The sequence below is a fragment of the Curtobacterium sp. NPDC089991 genome (genome assembly GCF_044748425.1).
In the GTDB taxonomy this organism is placed as follows: Bacteria; Actinomycetota; Actinomycetes; order Actinomycetales; family Microbacteriaceae; genus Curtobacterium.
In genome coordinates, this window is sequence record NZ_JBIVGB010000002.1 from 61,564 (window position 1) to 77,161 (window position 15,598).

Below are 15,598 nucleotides of genomic sequence, written 5' to 3' on the forward strand. Positions count from 1 at the left end.
CGGCCGAGCGGTCACGGCGCGCCAGCGCCGTGCGAGGTCGCGCCGAGGAGCCTGCGACGAGGATTCGGGACCGCACGGTGTGCGCCGGGCGCGCACCGTGCCTCCTGGACGGCTACGCGCGCTTGCGCAACTTGCGACGCTCGCGCTCGGACAGGCCGCCCCAGATGCCGAAGCGTTCGTCGTTCTCGAGCGCGTACTCGAGGCACTGCGCACGGACCTCGCACGACGTGCAGATCTTCTTCGCTTCGCGCGTGGAGCCGCCCTTCTCGGGGAAGAACGCCTCCGGGTCGGTCTGTGCGCACAGCGAGTCGACCTGCCACGCGAGCGGGTTCTCCTCGTCGTCCGTCTCCGGCCGTCGAACACCCGGGACGCCGAGCGCCACGGGGTCGACGTGCCAGTCCTCCGGAACTCCGGCGTGGAAGTCGGAACCGTTCACCCTGATCACCCCTGACGTCTCGATAACGGGACCACAACGATTGAAGTCGTTGCCTGTAATTACAGCGGTGTCATTCGCCTGAGTCAAGTCGCGGATCATAGAAGGCACTGACCGCTTCGGCGTGTCATGTCCCCCGTCTGGGCGTGTCGCGCCCGGTCTGTCGGGGTTTCGGGGGACAACTGACACGTCCTCAGCCGCTAGGAGGCGCTGCGGCGGGCCTCCCACGCACTCGTGACCATCTCGTCCAGGGTGTGGCGCATCGCCCAGTCGAGGTCGCGCGCGGCGGCCTCGCCGGTGGCCACGATGCGCGCCGGGTCACCGGGGCGACGCGGCGCGATCTCCGGGTCGAAGGCGATCCCGGTGCCCTTCGCCATGGCGTCCATGATCTGCCGGACGCTCACACCGTCGCCGCTGCCGAGGTTGTACGCCTGCTCGAGCGGCTCCCCCGCCTCGAGCTTCTGCGCCGCGACGGCGTGCGAGTGCGCGAGGTCGGCGACGTGGATGTAGTCACGGACGCAGGTGCCGTCCTCGGTGGCGTAGTCGTCACCGTTGATGCGCGGCGTGCGGCCGGCCAGCAGGGCGTCGAACACGAGCGGGAACAGGTTGTGCGGGCTGGCGTCGTACAGGTCGGGCTCGCCGGAGCCGACGACGTTGAAGTAGCGGAGCGAGGTCGTCGTGAAGCCCGCGGCGACCTCCATGTCGCGCAGCAGCCACTCGCCGATGAGCTTCGACTCGCCGTACGGGGACTCTGGTGCCTTCGGGGTCGACTCCACGACGACGTCGACGTCCGGGGTGCCGTAGACCGCGGCGCTCGACGAGAAGACGGCCTTCGTGACGCCGTTCTCGGCCATCGCACGGAGCAGCGTCGCCATGCCGGTGACGTTCTGCTCGTAGGTGTGCAGCGGACGCTCGACCGAGACGCCGGCGTACTTGAAGCCCGCGACGTGCACCACGCCGGTGACGTCGTGCTCGCGCAGGGTGCGGGCGACCAGCTCGCCGTCCAGGATCGTGCCCTCGACGAACGGCACGTCGTCCGGCACGAACGCGCGGAAGCCGCTCGAGAGGTCGTCGAACGCGACCGTGTCGATGCCGGCCGAGCGCAGTGCTCGGACGACGTGGGACCCGATGTACCCGGCACCGCCGGTGACCAGCCAACTCATGGTCGCCACGCTAGCGGACGGACGGTGCACCCCGGTCGCGGTGTGCGGGACCGCGCCAGCGGGTGCGGCTCCGCGCTACCGGCCGGTCGCGATGAAGACCGTGGACGTCACGCCGTTCGACGAGTCGGCCTCGACCGTGACGTCGCCCTCGTCCGGTGTGATGAAGCAGGACTCGCCCTTGCGGAGCAACGTGGCGGACGTCGCGCCGACGAGCGTCACGACGCCCTCGGTGCAGATCGCGATCGACGGGCCGGCCAGCGGAGCCACCCCGCCGGTGCTCAGGCCGACCGGTCGTCCGTCGCCGTCGACCCGCAGCAGCGCGAACCCGACGCCCTCTGGTGCGAAGCGGTCCACGCCGGGGGCCAGGCGCTCGGGCTCGAGGACCGGTGCCGGGTAGGCCGTGAAGTCGAGCACGTGCAGGAGTTCGGGGACGTCGACGTGCTTCGGCGTCAGTCCCCCGCGCAGCACGTTGTCGGACGGTGCCATCAGCTCGATGCCGAGGCCGTCCAGGTAGGCGTGGATGTTGCCGGCGGGCAGGTACATCGCCTGCCCCGCGGTGAGCGTCACCCGGTGCATGAGCAGGGAGACGACGATGCCGGGGTCGCCCGGCCAGCTCGTCGCCAGCTCGCGGACCGTCGCCGTGTTCGGGGTGAGCAGGTCGTCGTCGAGGGCGACGGCGAGGTCGCTCGCGGCCTGCACGACGGCGAGCGCGGAGTCGTCGGCCGTCTCGAGCCACCGCACGGTGTCCTCGAGGCCGTGCTGCAGGTGCACCTCGAGCGGGCCGAGCCGACCGCTGCCGGCGTCGAGCACGCGGACCTCGGCCAGGGTCTCCTCGACCGGCCGGAAGCCGCTCAGGGCCTCGAACCGCTCGCTCAGCGCGACGACGAGCTCGGGCTTCGGGAACGGGTCCTTGTAGTTGCGCGCCGGGTCGTCGATCGCGATGCCCTCGCGCTCCTCGCGCGCGAAGCCGGCCTCGGCCTGCTCCGGCGTCGGGTGCGCCTGCAGCGACAGGGGCGCCGCCGCTGCGAGCACCTTCAGCAGGAACGGCAGGCCGGTGCGGTCGCCGCCCAGGGCGTCCTGCGGCTCGGCGGCGATCCAGTCGAGCAGTGTGTCGGCACCGCCGACCATCGCCGGGTTGACGACCACGCTCGGGCTGCCCGGGTGGGCGCCGAGCCAGAGCTCTGCCTGCGGGGCGCCGGTGACGGTGCGACCGAGGAGCTCCGGGATCGCGGTGACCGAGCCCCAGGCGTAGTCGCGGGGGGTGTTCGTGATGCCGAGGAACATGGGCGAGAGCCTACCGGCGGGATCCGGGGACTCCGGTGGCCCGCCGCCGCCGGTAGCCTGACGTCGTGACGAACACCTGGCCGCTGGCACGCGGGACCGTACCCGAGCGCGAGGCGTTCGCCTTCGGTGCGACCACGATCTTCGTGCTGTTCGCCGGGGACGCCGTCCCGAACACCGTCACCTGGGTCGGAGCAGGCGTCCTGTGGGCGCTCGTCGCCGCCTGGGGCATCACGATCCTGGTCCGGGCGAAGCCGCCGCTCGTGCGCTCCCCCTGGCCGCTCTGGGCCTTCCTGGGGTGGTGCCTGGTGTCCGTCGTCTGGTCGCACTGGCGGTTCGCCACGATCTCGAGCCTGACCGTGCAGGTGATCTGCGCCGCCGTGGCCTTCACGATCGCGTCCACGCTGACCTGGCGCCGGATCCTCGACGCGCTCAGCCTCGCGCTCCGCTGGGTGCTGCTGCTCTCGATCCTGTTCGAGGCCGTCGTCGCGGTGTTCGTGCGGCACCCCATCGCGCCGATCTGGACCGACTACGGCGACGCCGACATCCCGGACGCCTTCTACTTCTCACGCGCCGAGCTCTTCACCGGTGGCCGCATCCAGGGCCTGCCGGGCAACGCGAACCTGCTGGCGATGGTCGCGCTGCTCGTCGCGATCGTCGTCGTGCTGCAGCTCGCCGAGGGCCGGATGCGACGGCAGCGGGCCACCGGCTGGCTCGTGGTCGCCGCCCTCGGGTTCGTCCTCACCCGGTCCTCCACGGTCATCGCGGCCGCGCTGGTCGTCGCCGTCGTCGCCCTGGTCGCCGTGTGGATGCGCCGGGTCCCGACCGAGCGACGCACCCCGCGCTACCTGCTGCTCGCGGTCGGCGCGGTCGTCGTCGCCGGCGCCGCGTTCGTGCTGCGCGGCCCGGTCTCGGAGCTGCTCGGCAAGGGATCGGACGCGACCGGCCGCGGCGAGATCTGGGCGAAGGTGCTCGGTCTGATCGACCAGCACGCCGTCGTCGGCTGGGGCTGGATCGGCTACTGGTGGCCCGGCATCCCCACCCTGGCCGACCTGGCGCACCGCAAGGGCGTCACGTACCTGCAGGCACACGACGCCTACCTCGACGTGTGGATGCAGACCGGCATCATCGGCCTCGTCCTGTTCCTGCTGTACGTCGTCACGACGCTGTCGCGCTCGTGGGCGTGCGCGACCCGGATCGGCTACGACGCCGCACTCCGTCCGCGCACGTTCGACCCGGTGTCGCTCCTGCCGCTGCTCGTCGTCGTCGCGCTGCTCGTGCAGTCCGTCGCGGAGTCCCGGCTGCTCTACCAGGGGAACTGGGTGCTCTTCGCGCTCATCGCCATCAAGACCCGGATCGTCCTGACCGGCGAGGAACCGACGTCGACCGGCGACGGCCCGCGCACCCCGCCCGCGAAGCGCGAGTTCCGCTGGGCCACCACGCGCTGATCGTCAGCGGCCCGCAGTGGGCGGTCCCGCGTCAGCGTCCCGCGTCAGCGGAACAGCCACGCGCACGCGACCGGTGACGACCACGGGTTCGAGCGCACCCGCACGACCTCGAGCGTCGGGTCGGCGCGACACGCCTCGGCGGCTGCGGGCAGCTGCTCCGCCCACACCGGCCCGTCGCTGCGCCGGGTGTCCGCCGGCGCGACGTGCAGGACGGCCGACGCGACGACGGCGGCGACCACGCACCAGGCGGCCAGCGCCCCGACGAGGCGACCCGTGCCTCCCGTCCGCTGCGCGACACGCGACCACCGGTCGGTGTCCACCAGCGCGGCGGCGGCGACCACCGCGGCGCTGACGAGCAGCAGGCCGGACGCGGCTGCGTACCGCTGCGGCGGGATCGCCGCCATGGCGGCCGTGGGGTTCGCCCACGGCTGCCCGGCACCGTCGTTCGCCAGCAGCGCCGCCCACCACACGGCACCGGACGCGACCGTCAGCGCGACGACCATCCACCGGGAGCGGGCCGGCCCGACGACGACACCGGCGACGAGGACCAGCACCAGTGCGCTGACGGGCACCAGGACCGGCGCCCAGCCGTGCTCGACGACCGTGGAGACCACGACGCCGAGGTGCGGGTCCCACGCGCCGGCGACGGGCCGGAGCAGGAACCCGGCGAGCACGTCGTGGAACGCGGGAGCGCCGGGGGTCAGGTCGCGCGGGTGGGTGAGCGTCGTGACGACCTGCACGACGGCCCCGGCGAGCACCACGACCGTGACGGGCAGCGGGAGCAGGCGCGCGCGGCGAGACCCGCCGTGTCCAGGACGACGCAGCGGCCACGCGAGCAGGAGCAGCGGCGTGAACAGGATCGTCTGCGGTTCCGTGAGGACCGCGAGTGCGGCGACGACGGCGAGCCCGACGGCTCCCCACCAGGTCCGGCTGCGGTGTGCGAACACCCACGGCACCAGCACGAGCAGGTACCAGTGCAGGTTGGCGGCGTTCCCGCTGATCTCGTACGGCGCGAGCGGCAGCACGACGGGCACCGCGGCGAGCACGAGGCGGAACGGCCACGGTCGGACCACGTCGCGGGACAGGACGAAGACCAGCGCGCACACGGCTCCGACCACCAGGCAGGACGACAGCGAGACGACCTGGGCGTACTGCGCGGTCGGCAGTGCGTACCCGAGGTCGACCACCATCCGGGGCAGCAGGTGCACGTACCCGGCGTACGGGTGCAGCAGGGTGTCCACCGGACCGAGGGCGATGCGCTCCCGCAGGAAGACCCCGCCGTCCTCGGCCCAGACGGTGTTCCGGGGCACGGGGCCGAGCCGGTACCAGGCGAGCGCGGCGGCGGCGAAGCCGATGACGACCGCGACCAGCGGCAGGCCGGCGGCCCTCCGCAGGGGGTCCATTGCAGTGAAGCTAGGTCAGCATCGCGCATCGTCGATGACGCCACACCGCGGATCGTCGATACAGCCGTTCCGCGATGCGGGCGACTCGTCACAAGGTCGTACGCCAAGATGGACGCGTGACGGACGGCCGGGTGAGCAGACACGTGCTCGGGCGCCGGTACCTCTCCGCCTGGATCGGCTTCTCGGCCGGTGGACGGTTCAGCCAGGCGCTCGCGACGGTCATCGTGCTGTTCGGGTTCGGACAGCCGACCGTCCAGGCCCTCGTCGGCAGGTCGGGCACGTGGGCCGTGCTCGTGACGCTGTTCGTCCTCGCCGGGCTGAGCCTGCTCGGGCAGCGGTACCGGATCGAGTGGCACGGCGTGCTGCCTCTGTCGCTGCTGGCGTTCGTCGGGTACTGCGCGTTGAGCGTGCTCTGGAGCGAGTACTCGTGGGTCGCCCTGCGCGGCCTGGTGCAGACGGTGTGCTTCATCGGGCTCGGCCTCTACCTGGCGCTCGGGCGGGACCTGGTGCAGGTGATCCGGGCGTCGGGTGACGCGTTCCGGATCCTGCTCGTCGTCGCCCTCGGCCTCGAGGTCCTGTCCGGACTGGTGCTCGACGTCCCGCTGCCGGCCTTCGGGATCCGCGGCGACATCGCCTACGGCGGCCCGATCCAGGGCATCGGCGGCACCCGCAACTTCATGGGGTTCATCGCCGCGATGGCCCTGGTCACCTTCGTCGTCGAGTTCCTCACCCGCTCGGTCACCATGTGGCGGGCGATCGGCTCCACCGCCCTCGCCGTCATCGCGCTGATGCTCGTGCAGTCCCCCATCACCGGCCTCGCGATGATCGCCCTCGCCGTCACCGCGCTGGCCCTCTGGTCGCTCCGGCACGCACGGCCCGCCACCAGACCGGTGGTCAACGGCGTCCTCGGCGGCGCGGTCCTGCTCACCCTGGTCGTGGCCGTGTTCGCGCGGCACCGGCTGCTCGCGGAGATCGGTGCGGCCGGGGGCACGGCGACGCGCATCGACCTGTGGTCGCAGATCCGCGTCCTGACCGAGCGTTACCCGATCCAGGGCTGGGGGTGGGTCGGGACGTGGCCGACCGAGCCCGTCGTGCCGTACGTCACGCTCATCGACCCGTCCGGCGCGCGGTTCACATCCGGCCTCAACGCGTTCGTCGACGCGTGGCTGCAGCTCGGGGTGGCCGGCACGATCATCCTGGGGATCGCCGCGCTGCTGGCCTTCGCTCGGGCATGGGTGACGGCGACGACGTTCCCCGGGGTGGCCTACGTGTGGCCGGCCGCGGTGCTGGTGCTGCTCGCGGTGACGAGCACGGCGGAGAGCTACCTGCTGCACGGTGCGGGCCTGATGTTCTTCGTGACGGTGCTCGTGATCGCGGCGCGGCGGCGCTCGTGGCGTCGGCACCTGCCGCGGGCGTAGGTGCCGCGGGGGCGCGCAGGCACGGCGTGTGACGCACTTCGTGAGCAGGAATGGTCGAGTCCGCCGCGGCGACCCGACCATTTCTGCTCACGAAGCGCCGGCCACCGCCGTCGTCATGCCTGCTCGTGCGCAGACCGCCGAGGTTCCACGACATGCCGCCCGTGTGTCGCCGAGGTTCCACGGAGCGGCGGTGTGAGCGCCGAGGTTCCGAGATCTCGGAACCTCGGGGGCGCACACGGGGGCGCACGCGGGGGGCGGGCGGACGGGCGAGCGGGCGCGGGCGCGCGCTACGGGCGCGTGCGACGACCCAGGCGGCGCTGCAGGCCCCACTGCGTGACGCGGAGCATCGCCTCGACGACGATGGACCGGCTCATCTTCGAGACCCCGTGCACGCGGTCGCGGAACCGGATCGGCACCTCGACGATGCGGCCGCCCAGCGCGTCCACGCGCAGCGTCATGTCGACCTGGAAGCAGTACCCCTTCGAGTCGATCGAGCCGAGGTCCATCCGCGCGATCGCGTCGGAACGGTAGACGCGGTACCCGGCGGTGATGTCCCGCACGTGGATCCCGAGCACCAACCGCGCGTAGGTGTTCGCGCCGCGGCTCAGGGCCTGACGACGGAGCGGCCAGTCGACGACCGACCCACCGGGCACCCAGCGCGACCCGATCGCGAGCAGCACGTCGTCCGACGAGGTGACCGCGTCGATGAGTGCGGGCAGCCGGTCGGCCGGGTGCGAGCCGTCGGCGTCCATCTCGACCAGCAGCGGGTAGCCGCGCTCCAGGCCCCACCGGAACCCGGCGACGTAGGCCGTGCCGAGCCCGAGCTTGCCCGACCGCTGCAGCAGGTGCACCCGGTCGTCGTCGGCCGCGATGGACCGCACGATGTCGCCGGTGCCGTCCGGGCTGCCGTCGTCGACGACGAGCAGGTGGGCACCGGGCGACGCCGTCAGGATCGCGTCGGCGATGGCTCGGATGTTCTCGGCCTCGTCGTACGTCGGGACGATGACGAGGGCCGTGGTCTCGGCTGGGTTCACCGGTTGCCGAGGCGTCGCTTGATCTTCCCCGCGACGCTGCGCGGGCCCTCGGTGCGGAAGTAGTGCACCGCGCGCCCGACGTCGTAGCGGACGCCCGAGAGCTTCTTGCGGTCCGGCACGCGCACGCGCATCGTGTGGGGCGCGAGCTTCGTGGTGGTGTCGCGCACCGACTTGTCCGCCGCGCGGATCGGGTTCCGGCAGAACTCGACGAGCGGTGCCAGGACGTTCTCCCACGTGAACTGCTCGCGCACGCGGTCGACGTTGGCGATGAACTGTGCCCGGGCCTTCTTGTCGAAGAGCGCGGTCTCGAGCGCCGTGGCCAGGCCGTCGACGTCCTGTTCGTGCACCGCGACGCCGAGCTGCTGCTCGGCGACCAGGTCACCGAAGGAGTCGCCGGCCGTCGTGACGATCGGCAGGCGCGCCCACAGGTAGTCGAGGATGCGGGTGCGGAACGAGAACGTGGTCTCGAGGTGCTCGTAGTGCGTCGAGACGCCGGCGTCGGCCTCGAGCAGGTAGGCGCCGCGCTCCTCGTACGGGATCCACGAGTCGTTGAAGAACACGTGCTTGCCGGTCAGACCGAGGGCGTCGGCCTCGGCGCGGACCTTCGCGACGATGTCCATCTCGGGCACGTCGGGGTTCGGGTGCTGCACGCCCATGAAGAAGAGCTTCACCGACGGCCGGCGGGCGGCGAGCTGGGCGATCGAGCGGACCAGGGTGATCGGGTCGAACCAGTCGTAGATGCCACCGCCCCAGACGACGAGCTTGTCGTTCTTGCCGATGCCCGGCACGACTCCCTTGACCCGCGGCTGGTCGTGCACCGGCGGGGTCGAGGACAGCCCGAACGGCACGACGCCGATGAGCGAGCGGAGGTCAGCGTCGCGCGAGTACGTGCGGGCGTTCACCCGGCCGGAACCGGCGAGCTGGCCGAGCCAGAACATGCGCTGGCGCTCCGAGGCGCAGATGAAGTAGTCGCCGAGCTCGAGCTGGTGGTTGAGCGTGTCCGAGGCGTCGAGGATCTGACGGTTCCACTGGTCGACGTCGTCGCTGCGGCCCTGCTCGAGCTGCTCGAGGTGCAGCGGGTCGTACACGTCGACGACCAGGATCTTGCTCGTCGACTCGAGCACCGGGAACAGCCGGAGCGCGTGGCCCTGCACGATGATGACGTCGGCCCAGCCCTCGTGCTCGACCATCTGACGGGGGTGGCGGTGCGGCACGGTGACGACGTCGTACGACGGGTCGATCTGCGACGAGCGGGTCAGGCTGACCACGCGCACGTCGTGCTCGGACGCGAGCTGCTTCGCCATCTGGGTGGCGCGGATCGCGGGACCGGCCATCTTCGCGCCGATCGAGTCGCCCGTGATGATGAGGATGCGACGACGGGTGCCGACCTCGAGCACACCGAGGGAGTGCACGATCTTGTCGTAGCCGGCCAGGTAGTTCTCGATCGGGTACGCGGGCTCGTCGCGGTTGCCGAACAGGCGCAGGAGCTCGCGGTCGCTGCGGACACGCGTGGCCTGGATCGCGCGGCGCGACTCGGTCATCGACGGCAGCTGCTCGACGAACTGGTCGACGCCGTAGATGCCGGCCATGCTCGTCTTCGGCACCGGGATGGTGGGGACGCTGTCGTCGCCGGGGTTCCGCAGGTCGAGCTCCGTGGAGTCGAGCTCCCCGCGGCCCACGGCACGGCGGACGGCGAGCGCCAGCGAGCCGGGCAGGGCTGCGGCGAGCTGCTCGTCGCCGAGGTTCTTGTACAGCGTGAAGAGGGCGTTCCGCTCGAGCAGGTAGGTCTCGCGGAAGTCGCCGAACTTGTTCATCGACGCGTGGTGCTTGTGGAACGCGACCGACTTCGGCTGGTAGCGGAAGCGCCAGCCGAGCAGGTTGAGCCGCCAGCCGAGGTCGACGTCCTCGTAGAACATGAAGTAGCGGTCGTCGAAGCCGTCGAGCTGCTCGAAGAGCTCGGCGCGGATGAACATCGCGGCGCCGGTGCCGAACAGGACGTCGGTCTCGCTCTCCCAGCGGCCGGTGTCCGGTGACCCGGCGAAGGGCTTGTAGCCCATGCCGTACCAGGTCATCGCGGCCTCGGTGAAGTCGATGTTGACGCCCTCCCAGTCGAGGACCTTCGACGCCACGGCACCGATGTCGGCGCCGGACGCGAACGTGGCCATCGCCTCGCGCACCCAGCCGGTGTCGGGACGGGCGTCGTTGTTGAGGAACGCGACGACCTCGCCGGAGGACTTCTCGACGCCGAGGTTGCACCCGCCGGTGAAGCCGAGGTTGGCGGCCGCGTCGATCAGGGTGAAGTCGAGGTCGGAGGCCTGCAGCCGACCGAGGTGCTCCGGACCGGAGCCGTTCTCGACGACGATCACCTCGAGCTTGTCCTGCGGCCAGTCCTGCTTGCGGAGTTCCGCGATGCTCGTCAGGGTGTCGTCCGTGCCCTTGTAGTTCACGAGGATGACGGACACGACTCCCGGCTTGCGCTCTGTCACGCGAGTTCCTCCAGCAGCTGCCGCGCACGGCGCGGATCGGTGGCTCGGCCCACGGGGTGCCGCGAGCCGATGACACCCTACAAGGCGCGCCCCGCCACTCCCCTGTGGCCGTCCCGATTCGTGCAGAATGGGCCGCGTGACTGCCGCAGTGATCCCGAACACTCCCCTGTCCTCGCCCCTCGCACCGGAGTACGCGGCCATCGCGGCCGGTGCGCACGCCGAGGGGCCGCGCGGCACCGTCCGGTTCGCCGTGTCGACCGCCGACCCGACCGAGGGCAAGGGCGACCTGTTCGTCGCACTCGGGCTCGCACGGGCGCTCCGTGCCGAGGGCTGGGGCGTCGCGATGTGGCCGCTCGAGCGCTGGGGGGAAGCGGTCCCCGCCGACACCGCCGTCGTGGTCAGCATGATCGAGTCGTTCGTCCCCGGGTACGTCCCCGCCGGCACCGCCCTGGTCGCGTGGGTGCGGAACTGGACCGCGAAGTGGGCGGCCCTGCCCTACCTCGGTGAGTTCGACGCGGTGTGGACGTCGTCCGGCATCGCCCGCGACGCCGTCGCCGCGCAGTACGACGGTCCGGTCGAGGTCGTCCCGATCGGTGTCGACCTGGACCTGTTCACCGACGAGCGACCGCACGAGGCCGGCACGATCGCGCCCGCCACGGCGTCCGAGCGCACGGACCGTGCCGTCACGACCGTCAACTTCTGGGGCGTGCGCCGCCGCGTGCAGGACGTGCTCGCCGAGGTCGCCCCGGCCGAGCCGGTCGTGTGGTTCGCCGCGAACGTCGACCACGTCGAGGCCACGGCCGGCGTCGAGCTCCGCCCCGCGGTGTCCTACTTCGCACTGCCCGAGGTGTACCGCGCCGCCGGCTTCGTCGTCGACGACGTGATCGCCCCGGCCGCCGAGTACGGCACCCTGAACTCCCGCCTGTACGAGGCACTCGCGTCCGGGGCGCTGCCGGTGACGGACTGCGCGCTCGGCCTGGACGAGCTCGGCCTGTCCGACGTGCCGGTCTTCGACGACGCCGCGTCGCTCGAGCGGGTGCTCGCGATGCCCCGCGCCGAGCGCACGGCCCTGACGGCCCGACTCCGTGCCGTGGTGGTCGAGCGACACTCGTTCCGCGCGCGCGCCGAGCAGGTCGGCCCGGTCCTGGACGCGGCCGTGGCGATCGCCTCGGGTCGGTCCGGCGAGCGGAACGCGTTCCTGCGCTGGGCGACCGCGCAGCGGGAGGTCCTGCGGCAGGCCGAGCACGACCGTGACGTCCACCTGTCCGGGGTGCAGGACATCAACCGGCGGCTCGTCGCGTCGGAGCAGCAGGTCGGCGCGTACGACACGGCCCGACGCCAGGCCGAGGCGGAGCGCGACCAGATCGCGGCGCGGTTCGCGGGCCTCACCCGCTCCCCCGAGTACCGGCTGCTGCACGGCGTGGGCCTGATGGCCCGGCGCGTGCGCCGCTGACGTCGGATCAGCACCGACGTCGGACCAGCACCGACGTTCAGCGCTCACTTCGTGAGCAGGAATGGTCGGGTCCGTCCACCGGACCCGACCATTGCTGCTCACGATCCGCCGCCGTGGGCGCGACCACAGGACGGACGGGAGGCCCGTGGCGGATCCGCCACGGGCCGCCCGTCCGTCTCGGCGACCGTCTACTGCACGGTCACCGTCTTCGTCCCGAAGCTCTTGTACGTCCCGCTCGGCAGGTCCTGGTAGTAGACCCGCACGGTGTGCGTGCCGGGCTGCAGCCCGGTGAGCACCCGCGACAGCCCGACGTCCGAACCCCAGTTCGGGTAGTTCTTCTGCACGTCGGTGCGGGTCGCGTTCACCGTGCCGGGGGTGATCGCGACGCCGTCCAGGTGCATCTTGTACTTGACCGGGTCCCACACGTCGGGGTCGATCGCCCACCCCTTGACGGTGATGGTCCCCTTGCCGCCGGTGACGGAGTCGAACGACCCCTTCACCGCGCCGGTGTTGCCGGTCTTGCCCGTCGCGGGCGGGTCGATGACCGTGAAGGACTTCGTGCCGAAGCTCTTGTACGTGCCGCTCGGCAGGTCCTGGAAGTACACGCGGACGGTGTGCGTGCCCGCGCTCAGACCGGTGAGCTGCACGGACAGGCCGACGTCGGAACCCCAGCCCGGGTGGACCGCCTCGACGTCGGTGCGCTTGGCGTTCACCGCGCCCGGGTCGATCGCGACGCCGTCCAGGTGCATCTTGTACTTGACCGGGTCCCACACGTCGGGGTCGATCGCCCAGCCCTTGACCGTCGCGCTGTAGACGCCGCCGGTCACCGACTCGTACGAGCCCGTCACCGCGCCGGTCTTGCCGGTCTTGCCGGTGGTGCCGGACGACGGGGCGGTGGCCGACGTCACCTTCACGGTCTTCGTGCCGAAGCTCTTGTAGGTGCCGCTCGGCAGGTCCTGGAAGTAGACCCGCACGGTGTGGTTGCCGGCGCTCAGCCCGGTCAGGCGGAGTGCCAGGCCGACGTCGGAACCCCAGGACGGGTGCTTCGCCTCGACGTCGGTGCGGGTGGCGTTCGCGGTGCCGCTGTTCGTGCTGACGCCGTCGACGTGGACCTTGTACTTGACGGGGTCCCAGACGTCCGGGTCGATCGCCCACGCGCGCACCGTGGCCGTGCCAGCGCCGCCGGTGACGGACTCGTACGAGCCGCGGAGCGCTCCGGTCTTGCCGGTCTTGCCGGTGGTGGGGGCGCTGACGGTGACGGACTTCGACGCGACCTTGACGTAGCCGGTGCCCGGCTTGTCCTGCGTGTACAGCGCCACGGTGCGGGTGCCCGGCGTGATGCCGCCGATCGTCTTCGAGAACCCGAGGGTGCTGCCGACGCCCTTGTAGACCTTGGCGACGTCGGTGCGGGTGCGGTCGGTGGTGCCGGTCGCCTTGCTGACGCCGTCGACCAGGATCTTCCACGGAGCGGGCTTCGCCGAGTCGGGGTCGAGGGCCCAGCCGGTCGCGGTGATCGTGCCGGCGCTGCCGGTGACGGTGTCGAGTGCACCCTTCGGGGCTGCGCTCACGACGGTGCGGGTGTAGCAGCCGAGCAGCGTGTTGCTGCCCTTGCCCTGGTTGATGGCGTAGGTGCACACCGAGTGCTTGCCGACGCTCAGCCCGGTCAGCTCGGTCGAGAACCCGTGCTTGAGGTTGTTCGCGCCGAGGGTGGCGGACAGGTCGGGCCGGTTCACGTTCGCGGTGACGGTCTTCGCCCCGGCGCCGTCGACGTAGAACGCGACGCGGAGCGCGCTCGTGGTGTCCGGGTCGACGGCCCAGCCGCTGACCGTGATCGACGAGGTCGAGCTCGGCGTGACCGCGTCGACGTTGCCGTACGGGTTGCCGCCGCCGGTCGCCGAGCCGAACCAGTCGGTGTACATGCGCCAGAAGTTGCGGTTGCCGTACGCCGAGCAGCCGTCGCCGGTGCCGTAGAGGTTCGACATCGCGGCGGTGTTCGGGGTGTACGGGGTGTAGATGTACAGCCCCGCGGTCGCCTGGTTCTGGATGTAGACGGACTTGCGACCGCAGGCCGCGTTCGGGTTGAGGAGGATCGAGTTGGTCCGACCCGCCTGGTACGCCCACGAGGTCGGCGACGACTGGTAGCGCTTGAACTGGAGCGCGGCGGCGTAGACCTGCTGACCGAAGCCGAAGTACGCCGGGTCGCACGGGGCGGTGTCCGGGCACGCGAAGCCGGTGGCGTGCAGGTACATGTAGGACGTCGGCGAGGACGTCGTGACGATGCCCTGCTCCTTCTGCAGGAGCACGAGGAGCACCTTCTGGCTGATGCCGCACGCGGCGCCGACCTGGGCGATCATCGTCGCGGCGGACTTGGTGCCGCCGGCGATGGCGCTGCACCGGCCGGAGACGGCGCCGATCGCGCTCATCTTCTGCGAGAAGTCCTTCAGGCAGGCAGGTCCGCTCGACGACTTCCGGCAGTTCGGGGCGACGCTCGTCAGGAACGACTGCACGGACGCGGCGTTCATCGCCGAGCCGTTGTAGAAGTTGGCGTCGCTGATGATGTTGCCCGGGTCGAAGTCGCCGGCGACGGCGGCCGAGGCGGACTCGGTCGTGGTCTGCTCGGACAGGATCGTGCCGAAGGTCAACCCGCTGACGGCGACGGCGAGTGCCGCGACGATCGCGAGGGAGGTCCGGAAGGGTCGGCGACGGCGCCCGTCCGACTCGGTCTGGATGGAACGCATCACGGCACCTCCGCCGGCATCGGGTCGGACGTCGTCGACGCGGAGCCGACGGCGTAGGTCAGGGTGACGGCCCAGGTGCCGCTGGGGACCTGGGCCGCGGGGAACGCGACCTGCGCGCAGTTGACCGAGGAGGCACTCGCCTGCGCCGCGCTCGTGGCGGTGCGCGTGACGCTCCCCTTCTTCGCGGTGAACGTGCAGGTCCCGCTGGTGTCGGTGGTGCCGGAGACGAGTCCGCCGGCCTGCAGCGACTTCGAGGCCGTGTCCCAGCCGCTGTAGGTCACGACGGCGGTCGCCGGGAAGTCCGACGGGTCGGTGTCCGGCTCGTTGGTCGAGCCGCTCCCCGGGAAGGCACCGGGGGTGTTGTCGTCCGAGGCGGTGGGGTCGTCGGTGGCCTCGGACGCGGGCGACGACGCGGTGCCGGTGGGCTCCGTGGTCGCCGGGTCGTCGGCGGTCGGGGTCGGACTCGCGGTGCGGGTCGCTGACGCGGACGGCGACGGGGTGGCGTCGTCGCCACCACCGGAACAACCGGCCAAGAGAACACTGAGGGCACCGACCACCGCGAACGCAGCGATCGGCCTGGATGCGAGGAGCATGCTGACGGGCCGTCCTGTGGATGTTGACAAGGGTCCGGGTTGCGACAACGGTAACCCCAAAGTGAAGGTTGAGGGTTGGATCGGTCCGGAATCACCCCCGCTCGGGGTGCACGACGGCCGTCGCCCATCCCTGCCGCGCGGGCCCGGT

At 71.6% G+C, this 15,598-nt stretch carries 11 protein-coding genes; 3 read left to right on the forward strand and 8 right to left on the reverse strand.

Going from position 1 to position 15,598, the window contains the following annotated elements; translation table 11 throughout:
* Positions 1–112: 112 nt before the first annotated feature.
* The 3 genes from ACIPV1_RS05450 to manA form a co-directional block, all read right to left on the reverse strand.
* The gene (locus tag ACIPV1_RS05450) at positions 113–445 is read right to left on the reverse strand and encodes a WhiB family transcriptional regulator (protein WP_374114433.1); all 333 of its coding nucleotides are present in this window, start codon (positions 443–445) and stop codon (positions 113–115) included.
* A 188-nt stretch (positions 446–633) separates the two neighbouring features.
* A complete protein-coding gene (gene galE, locus ACIPV1_RS05455; RefSeq protein ID WP_402725896.1) occupies positions 634–1,596 on the reverse strand; it encodes a UDP-glucose 4-epimerase GalE in 963 nt (320 codons plus the stop codon).
* A gap of 75 nt (positions 1,597–1,671) precedes the next feature.
* A complete protein-coding gene (manA, locus tag ACIPV1_RS05460; RefSeq protein ID WP_402725897.1) occupies positions 1,672–2,880 on the reverse strand; it encodes a mannose-6-phosphate isomerase, class I in 1,209 nt (402 codons plus the stop codon).
* Positions 2,881–2,945: 65 nt separating this feature from the next.
* Here manA and ACIPV1_RS05465 point away from each other — a divergent pair, with 65 nt between their 5' ends.
* Positions 2,946–4,325 carry an O-antigen ligase family protein gene (locus tag ACIPV1_RS05465; protein ID WP_402725898.1) on the forward strand — a complete coding sequence of 460 codons (1,380 nt, stop codon included), beginning with the start codon at positions 2,946–2,948 and terminating at the stop codon, positions 4,323–4,325.
* Positions 4,326–4,369: 44 nt separating this feature from the next.
* Here ACIPV1_RS05465 and ACIPV1_RS05470 read toward each other — a convergent pair whose 3' ends face one another.
* Positions 4,370–5,728, reverse strand: a complete 1,359-nt coding sequence (locus ACIPV1_RS05470; RefSeq protein ID WP_402725899.1) for a hypothetical protein — start codon at positions 5,726–5,728, stop codon at positions 4,370–4,372.
* Between the two features lie 131 nt (positions 5,729–5,859).
* On the opposite strand from ACIPV1_RS05470, the gene ACIPV1_RS05475 reads away from it, so the two are divergent.
* Positions 5,860–7,146 carry an O-antigen ligase gene (locus tag ACIPV1_RS05475; protein WP_123938722.1) on the forward strand — a complete coding sequence of 429 codons (1,287 nt, stop codon included), beginning with the start codon at positions 5,860–5,862 and terminating at the stop codon, positions 7,144–7,146.
* Positions 7,147–7,433: 287 nt separating this feature from the next.
* Here the strand turns inward: ACIPV1_RS05475 and ACIPV1_RS05480 are convergent, their stop codons facing one another.
* Positions 7,434–8,180 (reverse strand): polyprenol monophosphomannose synthase, encoded by a 747-nt coding sequence (locus ACIPV1_RS05480; protein WP_402725900.1) that lies wholly within the window; start codon positions 8,178–8,180, stop codon positions 7,434–7,436.
* Complete coding sequence (locus tag ACIPV1_RS05485; RefSeq protein ID WP_123938720.1) at positions 8,177–10,666, reverse strand: glycosyltransferase; 2,490 nt, start codon at positions 10,664–10,666, stop codon at positions 8,177–8,179. Before ACIPV1_RS05485 ends, ACIPV1_RS05480 begins: the two co-directional genes overlap by 4 nt.
* A gap of 136 nt (positions 10,667–10,802) precedes the next feature.
* Between ACIPV1_RS05485 and ACIPV1_RS05490 the strand changes: the two genes are divergently transcribed.
* Positions 10,803–12,119 (forward strand): glycosyltransferase, encoded by a 1,317-nt coding sequence (locus tag ACIPV1_RS05490; protein WP_402725901.1) that lies wholly within the window; start codon positions 10,803–10,805, stop codon positions 12,117–12,119.
* A gap of 188 nt (positions 12,120–12,307) precedes the next feature.
* Here the strand turns inward: ACIPV1_RS05490 and ACIPV1_RS05495 are convergent, their stop codons facing one another.
* Both ACIPV1_RS05495 and ACIPV1_RS05500 read right to left on the reverse strand, forming a co-directional pair.
* Entirely contained in the window at positions 12,308–14,857 is a 2,550-nt protein-coding gene (locus ACIPV1_RS05495) for a hypothetical protein (protein ID WP_402725902.1), read from the reverse strand.
* Positions 14,857–15,450 carry a hypothetical protein gene (locus tag ACIPV1_RS05500; RefSeq protein WP_402725903.1) on the reverse strand — a complete coding sequence of 198 codons (594 nt, stop codon included), beginning with the start codon at positions 15,448–15,450 and terminating at the stop codon, positions 14,857–14,859. The genes ACIPV1_RS05495 and ACIPV1_RS05500 overlap by 1 nt, the downstream gene beginning before the upstream one ends.
* Positions 15,451–15,598 lie beyond the last annotated feature (148 nt).